This window comes from Acidovorax sp. Leaf191, from assembly GCF_001424425.1.
Classification (GTDB): domain Bacteria; phylum Pseudomonadota; class Gammaproteobacteria; order Burkholderiales; family Burkholderiaceae_C; genus Acidovorax.
In genome coordinates this window covers 160,052-172,923 of sequence record NZ_LMPT01000001.1, presented here as the reverse complement: position 1 = coordinate 172,923, position 12,872 = coordinate 160,052, and the positions used below count along the sequence as shown (strand labels likewise).

General features: G+C 67.8%; 12 protein-coding genes. All 12 read left to right on the top strand.

Translation table 11 applies throughout. From position 1 onward, the window contains the following. The first annotated feature begins 15 nt into the window (after positions 1–15). Entirely contained in the window at positions 16–1,452 is a 1,437-nt protein-coding gene (locus ASG27_RS00730) for an ammonium transporter (RefSeq protein ID WP_056410313.1), read from the top strand. Between the two features lie 333 nt (positions 1,453–1,785). Continuing rightward, a complete protein-coding gene (gene glcE, locus ASG27_RS00725) occupies positions 1,786–2,910 on the top strand; it encodes a glycolate oxidase subunit GlcE (RefSeq protein ID WP_056410311.1) in 1,125 nt (374 codons plus the stop codon). Positions 2,911–2,937: 27 nt separating this feature from the next. Beyond that, the gene (locus tag ASG27_RS00720) at positions 2,938–3,726 is read left to right on the top strand and encodes a YoaK family protein (protein ID WP_056410310.1); all 789 of its coding nucleotides are present in this window, start codon (positions 2,938–2,940) and stop codon (positions 3,724–3,726) included. 57 nt (positions 3,727–3,783) lie between these two features. Continuing rightward, complete coding sequence (gene glcF / locus ASG27_RS00715) at positions 3,784–5,034, top strand: glycolate oxidase subunit GlcF (RefSeq protein ID WP_056410308.1); 1,251 nt, start codon at positions 3,784–3,786, stop codon at positions 5,032–5,034. A 91-nt stretch (positions 5,035–5,125) separates the two neighbouring features. Further along, the gene (locus ASG27_RS00710; RefSeq protein WP_082485688.1) at positions 5,126–6,181 is read left to right on the top strand and encodes a ProQ/FINO family protein; all 1,056 of its coding nucleotides are present in this window, start codon (positions 5,126–5,128) and stop codon (positions 6,179–6,181) included. A gap of 21 nt (positions 6,182–6,202) precedes the next feature. Continuing rightward, a complete protein-coding gene (locus ASG27_RS00705) occupies positions 6,203–6,895 on the top strand; it encodes an alpha/beta fold hydrolase (protein WP_056410306.1) in 693 nt (230 codons plus the stop codon). A 155-nt stretch (positions 6,896–7,050) separates the two neighbouring features. Next, on the top strand, positions 7,051–7,440 hold the full coding sequence (locus ASG27_RS25665; protein WP_082485687.1) for a DUF2798 domain-containing protein: 390 nt from the start codon (positions 7,051–7,053) through the stop codon (positions 7,438–7,440). A gap of 197 nt (positions 7,441–7,637) precedes the next feature. Continuing rightward, a complete protein-coding gene (locus ASG27_RS00695) occupies positions 7,638–8,123 on the top strand; it encodes a GyrI-like domain-containing protein (RefSeq protein WP_056410302.1) in 486 nt (161 codons plus the stop codon). A gap of 155 nt (positions 8,124–8,278) precedes the next feature. Further along, entirely contained in the window at positions 8,279–9,013 is a 735-nt protein-coding gene (locus tag ASG27_RS00690; RefSeq protein ID WP_056410300.1) for a helix-turn-helix transcriptional regulator, read from the top strand. 60 nt (positions 9,014–9,073) lie between these two features. Beyond that, complete coding sequence (locus ASG27_RS00685) at positions 9,074–9,562, top strand: GNAT family N-acetyltransferase (RefSeq protein WP_056410298.1); 489 nt, start codon at positions 9,074–9,076, stop codon at positions 9,560–9,562. A 205-nt stretch (positions 9,563–9,767) separates the two neighbouring features. Then, complete coding sequence (tssI, locus tag ASG27_RS00680; protein WP_056410297.1) at positions 9,768–12,317, top strand: type VI secretion system tip protein TssI/VgrG; 2,550 nt, start codon at positions 9,768–9,770, stop codon at positions 12,315–12,317. A gap of 63 nt (positions 12,318–12,380) precedes the next feature. Beyond that, positions 12,381–12,815: a DcrB-related protein gene (locus ASG27_RS00675; RefSeq protein ID WP_056410295.1), complete on the top strand. Its 435-nt coding sequence runs from the start codon at positions 12,381–12,383 to the stop codon at positions 12,813–12,815. Positions 12,816–12,872: the final 57 nt, after the last annotated feature.

The window sequence follows — 12,872 nt, the reverse complement described above, 5'->3', positions numbered from 1 at the left end:
CACCAGAGAAATGCCATGAAAAAACTGCTTGCTTCCTTCGTACTGGGGTTGAGTCTGCTGTCCGGCGGGTCCGCCGTGCTGGCCCAGGCCCCTGCTGCTGATGCCGCGGCATCGGCCCCCGCAGAAGCCGCGCCTGCTGCCGCTGCGCCAGCCCCCGCCGCCGCACCTGTCGCTGCACCGGCACCCGCCGCTGCGGCCTCCGAGGCCGCCCCTGCCGCACCCGTGCCCAAGATCGACTCCGGCGACACCGCCTGGATGCTGACCTCCACGCTGCTTGTGATCCTGATGACCATCCCCGGCCTGGCGCTGTTCTACGGCGGCCTGGGCCGCAGCAAGAACATGCTGTCGGTGCTGATGCAGGTCTTCGTGGTGTTCTCGCTGATCTCCCTGCTGTGGGCCATCTACGGCTACAGCCTGGCGTTCTCCGGCGAGGGCAAGTTCTTCGGCGGCTTCCAGAAGATCTTCCTCAAGGGCGTGACCCAGGAGACCTTCGGCGCGCTGATCACCATCCCCGAGTACGTGTTCATCGCGTTCCAGGGCACGTTCGCGGCCATCACCGTGGCACTGGTCGTCGGTTCGTTCGCAGAGCGCATCAAGTTCTCCGCCGTGCTGATCTTCTCGGTGCTGTGGTTCACCTTCAGCTACGTGCCCATGGCCCACATCGTGTGGGGCGGCGGCCTGCTGGCGGCTGACGGCGCACTGGACTTCGCAGGCGGCACCGTGGTGCACATCAACGCCGGTATCGCCGGCCTGGTGGGCGCGTACATGGTGGGCAAGCGCATCGGCTTCGGCAAGGAAGCCCTCACGCCCCACAGCCTGACGCTGACCATGGTCGGTGCCTCGCTGCTGTGGGTGGGCTGGTTCGGCTTCAACGCCGGCTCCGCAGGTGCCGCCAACGCTGGCGCCGGCCTGGCCTTCGTGAACACCGTGCTGGCCACTGCCGCTGCCACGCTGAGCTGGATCGCTGGTGAAGCGCTGCACAAGGGCAAGGCTTCCATGCTGGGCGCCGCCTCCGGTGCCGTGGCCGGCCTCGTGGCCGTGACGCCTGCCGCTGGCTTCGTGGGCCCCATGGGTTCCATCGTGCTGGGCCTGCTGGCCGGTGTGGTCTGCCTGTGGGGTGTGGGTGGCCTCAAGCGCCTGCTCAACGTGGACGATGCATTCGACGTGTTCGGCGTGCACGGTGTGGGCGGCATCCTGGGTGCCATCCTGACCGGTGTGTTCGCATCGCAAAGCCTGGGTGGTACCGGCGGCCTGACGCCCGACACGTTCTCGATGGGTGCCCAGGTGTGGATCCAGGTCAAGAGCGTGCTGTTCACCATCGTGTGGTCCGGCGTCGTGGCGTTCATCGCCTACAAGATCGCCGACCTGCTGGTGGGCCTGCGTGTCTCGGAAGAAGCCGAGCGCGAAGGTCTGGACATCACGTCGCACGGAGAGACGGCGTACAACCGCTGATCCCGTCAGCCCGATGCGCTGCGGTGTCTGGTGGCACCGCAGCGTTGCAACAAGAACAAGCGAGTGACTCCTCTTGGTTCTTCAGCCCGCCGCCCTGGCGGGCTTTTTTCGCGTGCGGCGGGGCCTGCAGACCCGTGCAGCCCCGCACGCTGACCACCTGATCGCCCCTTGAACGCCCCTTGAGCGCTCCCTGAACGCCCGCTTGAACGCCGCCAAGGCGAGCGCCGCATCTTCAGCGGCCAAGGCAACCTCCGCCGAATTGCAGCGCGCTGTTCAAAAAATTCACGCGCCCAGGCCGTCGCACGGCAGGTGCCTGCCGCTACGATCCCAGGCATGGACCACGCCCTTGCCCAGATCGCCGACCGTGTGCGCGCAGCCGCCGCCGACCAGACGCCCTTGCGCATCCGCGGTGGAGGCACCAAGGACTTCCATGGCCTGGCGCTGCATGGCGAGGTGCTCGACACCCGCACCTTGCGCGGCATCGTGAGCTACGAGCCCAGCGAACTGGTCGTCACCGTGCGCGCCGGCACCCCGCTGGCCGAGCTGGAGGCCGCGCTGGCCGCACAGGGCCAGTGCCTGCCGTTCGAGCCCCCGCATTTCGCCCAGGCGCCCTCGGACGCCGCCACCGTGGGCGGCATGGTCGCCGCGGGTTTGTCGGGCCCGGCGCGTGCCAGCGTGGGTGCGGTGCGCGACTACATGCTGGGCGTCACGCTGCTCAACGGCCGCGCGGAGCTGCTCAGCTTTGGCGGCCAGGTGATGAAGAACGTCGCGGGCTACGACGTGTCACGCCTCATGGCGGGCGCCTGGGGCACGCTCGGGCTGCTCACCGAGGTCAGCCTCAAGGTGCTGCCGGTCGCCCCGGCCGAGGCTACGCTGCGCTTTGAATGCAACCAGGCCGACGCGCTGCGCAAGCTGCACGCCTGGGGCGGCCAGCCGCTGCCTTTGAACGCCAGCTGCTGGGTGCAGGACGGGGCTGTGGGCACGCTCTACGTGCGCCTGCGCGGCGCCGTGGCGGCCGTGGAGGCCGCCTGCCGCAGCATGGGCGGCACGCGCCTTGACAACACCACCACGGCGCCCGACTGGACCGCCTGCCGCGATCAGACCCTGCCGTGGTTCACCGACCGCGCGCAGCGCCCCGGCCACGCGCTGTGGCGCCTGTCGCTGCCGCAGACCGCGCCGGTGCTCAGCCTGCCCGCCGCGGCCCAGCCGCTCATCGAGTGGCATGGCGCGCTGCGCTGGGTGCAGGCACCGGATTCGGCGGGCGACGCCTTGCGCGACGCTGCGCGTGCCGTGGGCGGGAGTGCTACTGTTTTCATAGCTTCTGGCGCTGATCCAGAAAGCGGTAGCGGCCATTCTGGCTCGCCATCCCGCGCGCTGGAGCAGATCCACGCCCGCCTCAAGCACAGCTTCGACCCGGCGGGCATCTTCAACCCCGGCCGCATGGCGCAGGCCTGGTAGGCCCGGGACGTGCTTGCTGCCAACGCCATGCGACGACATCTGCGCCACCTGACGGGGCACCACCGCACGGTGGCGAGCAACCGCGTGCTGGGCCTGCTGCTGGCCTTCAACGCGGGCGCGGTCAATGCCGGGGGCTTCCTGGTGGTGCACCTGTACACATCGCACATGACGGGCTTCGTCTCCATGCTGGCCGACAGCCTGGTGCTGGGCAACATGGCCTTGGTGCTGGGCGCCGTGGGTGCGCTGCTGGCCTTCCTGTGCGGCGCGGCGACCACGTCGGTGATGGTGAACTGGGCGCGGCAGCGGCGCCTGCACAGCAGCTATGCGCTGCCCCTGCTGCTGGTGGCCGTGCTCATGCTGGTGTTCGGCCTGGTGGGCGCGATCACGCTGAGCTGGCCCACGCCGTTCGCGGTGCCGGTCACGGTGCTGCTGCTGTCGTTCATCATGGGCCTGCAGAACGCCACGGTGACCAAGATGTCGTCGTCGCAGATCCGCACCACGCACATGACCGGCGTGGTGACCGACCTGGGCATCGAGCTGGGCAAGATGCTCTACTGGAACCGCACCGGCACCGCGCCCGAGTCGCAGGTGCGGGCCAACCAGATGCGCCTGCGGCTCTTCGCGGGGCTGCTGGGCATGTTCCTGGTGGGCGGCATCGCGGGCGCGGCGGGCTTCAGCCGCGTGGGTTTTGTCTTCGTGGTGCCGCTGGCGCTCGTGCTTCTGGTGCTCTCGCTGCCGCCGCTGTGGGCCGACCGCGCGCGGCTGCTGCACCCGCGGCGCAAGGTGGTGCCGCTGCCGCCGCCCCCGGCCGTGTAGCTGCGGCCCGCACCCCGATCACCCGGTCCTTCGCTCCCTTTCCGTCAGGCATGCTCGATGCAAACCCAACTTTCCCCTGAATACCGCGCCCGCGCCGATGGCCTGGAGGCCGAAGCCATCCTGCGCAAGTGCGTGCATTGCGGCTTTTGCACCGCCACCTGCCCCACCTACCAGTTGCTGGGCGACGAGCTGGACGGCCCGCGCGGCCGCATCTACCTCATCAAGCAGGTGCTCGAAGGGGCCGAGCCCACGCGCAGCACCCAGATGCACCTGGACCGGTGCCTGACCTGCCGCAACTGCGAAAGCACCTGCCCGAGCGGCGTGGAGTACGGCCACCTGGTGGACATCGGCCGCAAGATCGTGGATGAGAAGGTGCCGCGCCCCCTGGGCGAGAAGGCGCTGCGCTGGGCGTTGAAAGAAGGCTTGCCGTCGCCCCTGTTCGGCCCCGCGATGAAGGCCGGGCAGATGGTGCGCGGCCTGCTGCCTGCGGCGCTCAAGGCCAAGGTGCCCGCGCCGCAGCCCGCCGGCGCGTGGCCCACGCGCGAACATGCGCGCAAGGTGATGATGCTGGCGGGCTGCGTGCAGCCGGCCATGATGCCCAACATCAACACCGCCACCGCACGCGTGCTGGACGCGGCGGGCATCCAGACCGTGGTCGCCTCCAAGGCGGGTTGCTGCGGCGCGGTGAAGTTCCACCTCAACGACCAGACAGGCGGCATGGCCGAGATGCGCGCCAACATCGACGCCTGGTGGCCGCTGGTGGAGCAGGGCGGGGTGGAGGCCATCGTCATGAACGCCTCGGGCTGCGGCGTCACCGTGAAGGAGTACGGCCACATCCTCAAGGACGACGCGCAGTACGCGGCCAAGGCTGCGCGCATCAGCGCGCTCACGCGCGACCTGTCCGAACTGCTGCCCGACATGCTGCCCGAGCTGGCCGACAAGCTCGCCGGCCGCGCGCAGCCTGCGGCCGACGTGCTGTACGCCTACCACCCGCCCTGCACGCTGCAGCACGGGCAAAAGTTGCGGGGCGGCGTGGAGGTGCACCTGGCGCGCCTGGGCTTCAAGCTGCGCGCTGCGCGCAACGAAGCGCACCTGTGCTGCGGCTCGGCGGGCACGTATTCGGTGCTGAACCCCGGGCTGTCCTACCAGCTGCGCGACCGCAAGCTGGGCGTGCTGGCCGAGGCCTTCGGCGAGCAGCCGCCGGACATGATCCTGTCGGCCAACATCGGCTGCATCACCCATCTGCAAAGCGGCACGGGCACGCCGGTGCGGCACTGGATCGAGGTGCTGGACGAGGCCTTGGCGTGATGCCGGTTACATCCGCTGGCGGGCATTTTTGCCAACGCTGGCATGATTGAGGGTTTTGTCGCCCCACACCTCACCCTTTTTTCGCACCGCCATGACCGATTCCGTGTCCGCACAAGAACAACAACCGAACGCAGCGACGACGGCGCCTGCTGCTGCCGCTGAGCCCGTGTCCACCGAGGCCGCCGCTGCAGCCGCTGGCGCCGTGTCGGCTGCGCCGGCGGGTGCGCCAGCGTCAGAGCGGGCCCGCCGTTCGGGCGGCCAGCGCCGCGGCGGTGGTGACCGCCGTGGTGGCCGGGGCGGCGCGCCGCGCCAGGGCGCAGCGCCGCAGGGCGATGCTGCAACCGCGCAAGGGCCGGCCGGCGACGGCGCTGCCCGTACGCCGCCACGCACCACCCACCCGCTGCTGGAGCAACTGGCAGACCTGTACCCGCATCTGTTCGGCGCGGTGTTCCGTCCGCTCAAGCGCGGTGTCTTCCAGGACCTGCTGGCGGCGCATCCTGAAGCCTTCGACCGCGACGCGCTCAAGGTGGCGCTGGGCCTTCACACCCGCTCCACGCGCTACCTGCAAAGCGTGGCAGCCGGCGACAAGCGCCACGACCTGGCCGGTCAGCCGGTGGAAGCCATGGCGCCCGAGCATGTGCACCACGCACTGCTGGAGGTCTACCGCCGCCGCAAGAACAACAAGGCCCGCGCCACCGAAGACCTGTTGCCCAAGCTGCGCAACCGCATGATGGCTGCGTTCGAGGCATCGGGCATGTCGCGCGAGACCTACACCGAACTGGTGCGGGGCCGCGACGATGCCGCCAACGCCATCCTCGAAGAAGCCTTTGCCGAATGGTCCGCCCGCAACGCCAAGGACGAAGCGCTGCTGCGCGCCTTCGAGGCCAGCGGCCAGACGCTGGAAGCCTTCGCCGACATGTACGGCATGGTGGCGCGCACGGTGGGCCAGCAGCTCGAACGCGCACGCCGCCTGAATGCCGCGCGTGCGCAGCAGGCCGCCGATGCCGCCGCCGCGGCGTCGGCCTCTGCGGTCCCCGCCGCTACCGCAGCTACCGCCGCTCCCGCGGCATCGGCTGAATCCGCAGCACCGGCCGAGCACGCCGATGCAGCAGCGGCTGCCGCGGCCGCCCCGGCCCAGGACCACTGAACGGCGGGCACGAGCGTCATCGTGTCCACCGCCACCGCGCCCACACGGCTGATCTTTCTGCCCGGCGTGGGCGGCAACCCGGCGTTCTGGCGCGCCGCCTCGGACGCGGTCGCGCTCCCGGCCGAGCGGGTGCTGCCGGGCTGGCCCTGGTTTGGCGTGGCAGCGGCGGCGGACATGCCCGCCCACACCGCCGGCTGCATGCAGGACCTGGTCGATGCGGTCACGCCGCACATGGACCAGCCCTGTGCCCTGATCGCCCAGTCCATGGGCGGCGTGGTGGCGGTGCTGGCCACCCTGCAGCGCCCCGAACACCTCACGCACCTGGTGCTGGTGGCCACGTCCGGCGGCGTGCCCATCGACGACCTGCACCCCCACGACTGGCGCCCGGATTTCATGCGCACGAACCCCGCCTTCCCCGCGTGGATGGCCCGCGAGCGCTGGGACCTGACCCCCCAACTGGCATCGCTGCGCACGCCTGCGCTGCTGCTGTGGGGCGATGCCGACCCCATCAGCCCCGTGGCAGTGGGCGAGCGCCTGCAGAGCCTGCTGCCGCGTGCACAGCTGCACGTGCTGCCGGGCGGCGCCCACGACCTGGCCCAGACGCACGCCGCGGCAGTGGCCGCGCACATCACACGCCATCTGCTGGCGGGCGGTGCGCCACCACCATCACCATCACCAACACCCCCACTGCGCGGCGACGCGCCAGCCGCATAGAATCCTGCTGCGGCCCGGTTCATGGGTTGCCGTAAGCGTTTACGTCAATCAACGTGCCAACCAACGCCGGCCCTGCCGGGGTGGTGGTTTCCCGCCAGCCGTGCAGGCCAGCGGGGACGGCACCTTGACTGACCGGCCTGCTTCATGGAACTTCAATGAACCAACCTTCGTCCCCCCGCACCGGGCCCTCCACGCCCTACGCGCCATCCACGGGGTCCGCGCCTCCTCCATCTCCCGCATCTTCTCCCGCATCTCCCTCCTCTCCAGGGGGGCCTTCGGCTGCCACGCCTTCCTCCAAGACATTCCTCGGCCTGCGCAAGCTGCCTGCGCGCTCGGCAGCCTGGGTCATGCCGCTGCTGCTGTCGCTGCTCATGACCTTCATCGTCTCGCTCATCAGCACCCTGCGTGTGGCGGGCCTCTCGGTGGACGTCCTGCGCCTGTGGATGAGTTCGTGGGCGCTGTCCTGGATGGCGGCCTTTCCGACACTGCTGCTGGTGCTGCCGCTGGTGCGCCGGGCCACGGCGGCCATCGTGGACCCCAGGTAGCCACACGCCCACTCGCTGCTGACGCCGGGTGTCAGCAGCCCCGTACGCCCGCCGCCGGCGCGGCTGCAGGCTACTGACATCAGGGTGTCAGCAGCGGGTCGGCACCATGCGGGTCTTGCAGCTGCACACCCCCGGCCGGTCCGCAAATCGGGCCCGCCGGCTGACCACATCCAACCCGACAAGAGAGAGGACCCGTCATGACCCATCCCGCTACCACCCGCATTCCCGCCTTCAGCGTGGCCGGCATCGCCGTGCGCACGCGCAACAGCGAAGAGATGAATCCCGCCATCGCACGCCTTGGGGGCCTGTGGAACCGCTTCTTCAGCCAGAGCTGGGAGCGCAAGCTGCCCAGCCGGGGCGACGACGGCCGCATCTTCGGCGTGTACAGCGGCTACGAATCCAACGAGCATGGTGCCTTTGACGTGACCGCCGGCGTGGCCGTCGCCGAGCCGGACATGGCGCAGGCGCAGGCAGTGCCGGGCGCCGCCCACGTCGACATCCAGGCGGGCGACTACCTCGTCTTCACGGGGGCCGGCGAGATGCCCCAGATGGTGATCGACACCTGGGTGCGCATCTGGCAATACTTTGCCGAAAACCCCCAGGTGCAGCGCCGCTTCGGCACCGACTTCGAGGCCTACGAGGGCCCGGACCAGGTGGCCATCCACATCGGCGTCAAGCCCTAGCATGGTGCCGGATGCCGCCCCCGCCCCAGCGCCGCGCGCGGCCGCGGCCGTGGCGGTGGGGTTCGGTGGTGCAACTGGCGCTATATTGTTGATAGCTGCTGGCGCTTTCCAGGCGAGCGCCACAGCCCGAAATGCTTTGATAATGAACCCTCTCCATGCGCCGCGCTGACCGCCTTTTCCAGATCGTCCAGCTCATCCGCGGCCGGCGCCTGTCCACGGCAGCCTTCCTGGCCGAACGGCTCGAAGTCTCGGCGCGCACCATCTACCGCGACGTGGCGGACCTGCAGCACCAAGGCGTGCCCATCGAGGGGGAAGCCGGTGTGGGCTACCGCCTGGGCGCGGGCTTCGAGCTGCCGCCGCTGATGTTCAGCCAGGGCGAGGCGAACGCGCTGGTGGCCGCCGCGCGGCTGGCGCAGGCCTGGCTCGATGCCGGGCTGGCGCGCGAGGTGGAGGGCGCCCTGGGCAAGATCCTGTCGGTGCTGCCCCCGGCCGCGCGCGTGGCGGCCGAGTCGCAGGCGCTGTACGCGCCGTCGGTGGGGCTGGGCCCCCAGGCCCAGGCCACCCTGCAGTCGCTGCGCGAGGCGGTGCAAAGCCGCCACGTGGTGCAGGTCAACTACGCCGACGTGCGGGGCCGCGCGAGCCTGCGCCGCCTGCGCCCGCTGGGCTGCTTCTACTGGGGCAAGGTCTGGACGCTGTCGGCCTGGTGCGAACTGCGCGGCGACTTCCGGGGCTTTCGCATCGACCGCATCGTGGACCTGGTGGTGATGGACGAGCAGTTCCGCCAGGAGCCCGGCAAGACCCTGGCCGACATGCTGCGCAAGGTGGAGGCCGAGATGGGCTCGCGGCCGAGCGAATGGCCGCCCGCGGAGACCCCGGGCCTGAACGCCTGATCAGGCTGGAGCCTGCCCGCATCAACCCCGCTGCGGCGCGGCCGCCGGCACAATGCGGCGATGATCCTTCGCCTGTCCGACCTGGTGCCGCCGGTGGTGCTGCGCCCCGCCCAGCGCCAGGATGCGCCCCGGCTGGCCCGCCTCTGGCGCGAGGCCTGGCGTTCTGCCAACCCGGCGGTGGCCACCGTGGCACCGCAAGCGCACTGGGAAGACCGGGTGCGGGCCGAATTCGGCCCACCCTGCACCGCGCTGCTGGCCGAGCGCGCAGACGGAGCCCTGCTGGCCTTCATGGTGGTGGACATCCCGAGCCGCCATCTGCACCAGCTTTTCGTGGCGCCCGGCGCGCAAAGCCAGGGCATGGGTGGCGCGATGGTGCAGGAGATCTGCCAGCGCCTGTGCCCTGACGGCTGGACCTTGCACGTGGCAACGGCCAACGAACGCGCTCGGCGGTTCTATGCCCGCTGCGGGCTGGTGGAGGGCGCGACCAACGTTCATCCGGCGACCGGCCGCGAGAGGGTGCTGTGCAGTTGGCCCGGCGCCGCGCCATAGCCCGCCCTGCGCGAACCTGCGGTACCACACCACGACGGCGCCCCAGAATGGTTGCAAACCGTCGCCATTATTCCAACTTGGTTACCTTGGTTACCTTTTGCGGTAATTTTTTGGAGTTATTGAGCGCAGTTGTCAAGAGAATTTGCTGCTCTCATGGCTATCATCCGCAGCACTTAGAACCAACGGGCTCCAAAGTCTGCAGCACATGACACGCCGCGTCACCATTCAAACGCCATTGGGCGACCAACTCAAGTTCAGGCAGCTGCAGGGCACTGAGGAAATCAGCCAGATATTCGCTCTGGACGTGGATTTGCTCAGCGACAGCAAAAGCATCGACCCCAAGGCCTTGCTGGGCAAGAACGCCACCGTCGTGGTCGAGACCGAAGGCGGTGGCAAGCGCTACATCGACGCCATCGTCACCCGCTTCGGCATGCAGGGCCAGGACCATCGCATGTTCTCGTACAAGGCCCGCCTGAGCCCCTGGCTGTGGCTGGCCACACGCAAAAGCGATTTCAAGATATTCCAGAACAAGACGGTTCCAGAGATTATTGAAGAAGTGCTCGGTAAATATGGTTACCCGCTGGAGAAAAAGCTGACCCGCACTTATCGTACCTGGGATTATTGCGTTCAATACAACGAGTCCGACTGCCAGTTCGTGTCCCGGCTCATGGAGCACGAGGGCATTTATTACTACCACCAGCATTCGCCCGGCCAACACGTGCTGACGCTGGCGGACGACATCGTGGCATCGCACAGTCCGTTGCCGGGAGCCGCCACGCTGCCGTTCTACCCGCCCGAGAAGGCCGCCATCTCCGACCGGGAATGTGTCTTTGCGTGGGAGCGGGCCGAAGAGATCAAGTCGGGCCGCCACTACAACGACGACTACGACTTCAAGAAGCCCAAGGCCGATCTGTCGAATATGCGCAAGATGCCCATGGGCCACGCGCACGACAGCCATGAAGTTTATGAATGGCCGGGCGGCTATACCGAGTACGGCGATGGCGAAACGTACGTGCGGGTGCGCCTGCAGGAAAATCTCACCCGCGAAAGCGTGGTGCAGGGTAAATCGAGCTGCCGCGCTCTGACGCCGGGTTACACCTTCAGCCTGGAGAACTATCCGCGCGAGGACCAGAACCAGCAGTACCTGATTACCGCGGTTCAGTACCACTTTCAGGAAAACCCCGAAGTCAGCAGCATCGCCAAACCCACGCCCAAGACCACCAAGGACGAGGTGGGGTCCATCCAGCGCTTCGTGCTGAAGGCGCAGCCCACCAGCCTGGCCTTCACGCCGCCGCGCGTCACGCCCAAGCCCCGCAGCCAGGGCCCGCAGACGGCCGTGGTCGTCGGCCCGCCCGGCGAGGAAATCTGGACCGACAAGTACGGCCGGGTCAAGGTGCAGTTCCACTGGGACCGCATCGGTGCCATGGACGAAAACTCCAGCTGCTGGATCCGCGTGTCGCACCCTTGGGCCGGCGCGAAATACGGCGGCATCTTCACACCCCGCATCGGCCAGGAAGTCATCGTCGACTTCTTGAACGGCGACCCTGACTACCCCATCATCACCGGCCGCGTCTACAACAACGACCAGATGCCCCCGTGGGAGCTGCCCAAGCACAAGACGCAGTCGGGCTTTCAGACCAACTGGAGCAAGGGCGGCGGCGGCAAGCACATGCTGCGGTTCGAGGACCAGAAGGGCATCGAGCACATCGAGCTGTCCACGGACCACGGCAACACCCATCTGCACATGGGTTACCTGATGAACCAGAGCACCGAGGCCAAGCGAAGCTATGGCTTCGAGCTGCGCACCAATGAGTGGGGTGCGATTCGGGCGGACAAGGGGCTGCTGATCACGACGTATACGCAGGACTTCATGCAGAAGGTTGCGCATGAAAGTCCGGACGGCTTTGCCAATCTGGGTGCCGGGCTGGAGTCCTCTCAGGGCTTGATGGCCCAAGCCAAAAGCGCTGTGGCATCCATGGAATCCGTCATCGGCAGCATCAACAATCTGAAGATGGCGCACATGAGCGAGCTGGCGTCAGGCATTCAGTCCATGGTGGGCAAGGCGGCTGCTGCGACATCGCTGGGGCAGATGGCTGCGGCTGTGTCCTCGTTCGTGTCGGGCGGGAGCACTGCGGGCGCGGGGCCCGAGCTGGTCATGCCGATGGACACCGATCCGGCGATGCCGCAGGCTTTGGAAATACAGGCCAAATCCCAGGACATCAGCAAGCCCATCGTGTCCATCGTCAGTCCCGAGGGGCAGTCGATGATCAGCCCCAAACCCATCGTCATCAGCTCGGGCCAGAGCGTGTCGGTGCATGGCAAGGGACCGATCACCACCTCGACCCAGCAGCAACTCACGCTGTTGGCCAAAGGCGGCATGCTCACGCACGTCTCCGAGGGGGGGCAGCGCACCACCGTGTCCACGGGTGACGTGGCCCATGAGGCGCAGTCCGGCAACATGAACCTCACGGCCAAGCAGAACATCACTGTGGCCTCCACCACAGCAGATGCCACAGTCATCGGCAAGCAGAACGTCAATGTGCGCGCTGACGATGACTCGGTCCTCATCAAGGCTGGCAAACACATACGGCTGGAGGCGGCCGAGAGCATCACGCTGGTCGTGGGTGGCGGCAAGGCCTACATCAAGCTCACCGATGAAGGGGACATCGAGATCGTTGGTGTGAAAAAGGGACTGCTGAAGTTCGACGACGACCTCGATGAGTTTGGCAAAAAGATCAACCTCAACTGCAGCTGACGGTGTGCGGGCGGTGTGCCAAAGGCACGCCGCTGCAGGCTCTACAACCACCTCCTATTTCCTATGCGTTACCACTTCAACGAGGGGTTCATCAATACCCCGGACTACTCGCTCGACCGAACGGTGCATGTCCTGATGCCCAGCCCCGCGTCAGGAGGCCTGACGATCGTCATCACGCGCGAAGACCTGGAGGTCGACGAGACCCCCGCGCAGTTTGTGGACCGGCAGATGGCCTTGGCAGCCAAGCAAGTGAGCAAGTTCAGCAAAGGTGTGCCGGAACCGCAAAAGCTGGGCGTGCGCGCAAAGATCGATGGGGTGCGGTTTCCGGTCAGCTACAAGCAGCAAGGTCAGACGCTCCATCACGTGCAGGCGATTTTTCAGCTGCCGGACACCCGGAAGATGTTGAGCTTTACCTTCACATCTCCGGCCCCGCTGACACCCGAGCACCTGCAGATCGTGGACGCCGTGCTCGGCAGCTTTGAGCTTCATGCCAAGTAACGCGACCTGACCGCCTGTTCACTGAGCAAAAGCTACCTCCTTTCACCAACACCACCA

What these genes read in the sequence shown, in the direction of transcription:
- ASG27_RS00710 (WP_082485688.1), top strand. Translation starts at nt 5,126, where the DNA reads ATGACCGATTCCGTGTCCGCACAAGAACAACAACCGAACGCAGCGACG.
- ASG27_RS00695 (WP_056410302.1), top strand. Translation starts at nt 7,638, where the DNA reads ATGACCCATCCCGCTACCACCCGCATTCCCGCCTTCAGCGTGGCCGGC.
- ASG27_RS00685 (WP_056410298.1), top strand. Translation starts at nt 9,074, where the DNA reads ATGATCCTTCGCCTGTCCGACCTGGTGCCGCCGGTGGTGCTGCGCCCC.
- ASG27_RS00690 (WP_056410300.1), top strand. Translation starts at nt 8,279, where the DNA reads ATGCGCCGCGCTGACCGCCTTTTCCAGATCGTCCAGCTCATCCGCGGC.
- ASG27_RS00675 (WP_056410295.1), top strand. Translation starts at nt 12,381, where the DNA reads ATGCGTTACCACTTCAACGAGGGGTTCATCAATACCCCGGACTACTCG.
- ASG27_RS00720 (WP_056410310.1), top strand. Translation starts at nt 2,938, where the DNA reads ATGCGACGACATCTGCGCCACCTGACGGGGCACCACCGCACGGTGGCG.
- ASG27_RS00730 (WP_056410313.1), top strand. Translation starts at nt 16, where the DNA reads ATGAAAAAACTGCTTGCTTCCTTCGTACTGGGGTTGAGTCTGCTGTCC.
- ASG27_RS25665 (WP_082485687.1), top strand. Translation starts at nt 7,051, where the DNA reads ATGAACCAACCTTCGTCCCCCCGCACCGGGCCCTCCACGCCCTACGCG.
- tssI (WP_056410297.1), top strand. Translation starts at nt 9,768, where the DNA reads ATGACACGCCGCGTCACCATTCAAACGCCATTGGGCGACCAACTCAAG.
- glcE (WP_056410311.1), top strand. Translation starts at nt 1,786, where the DNA reads ATGGACCACGCCCTTGCCCAGATCGCCGACCGTGTGCGCGCAGCCGCC.
- glcF (WP_056410308.1), top strand. Translation starts at nt 3,784, where the DNA reads ATGCAAACCCAACTTTCCCCTGAATACCGCGCCCGCGCCGATGGCCTG.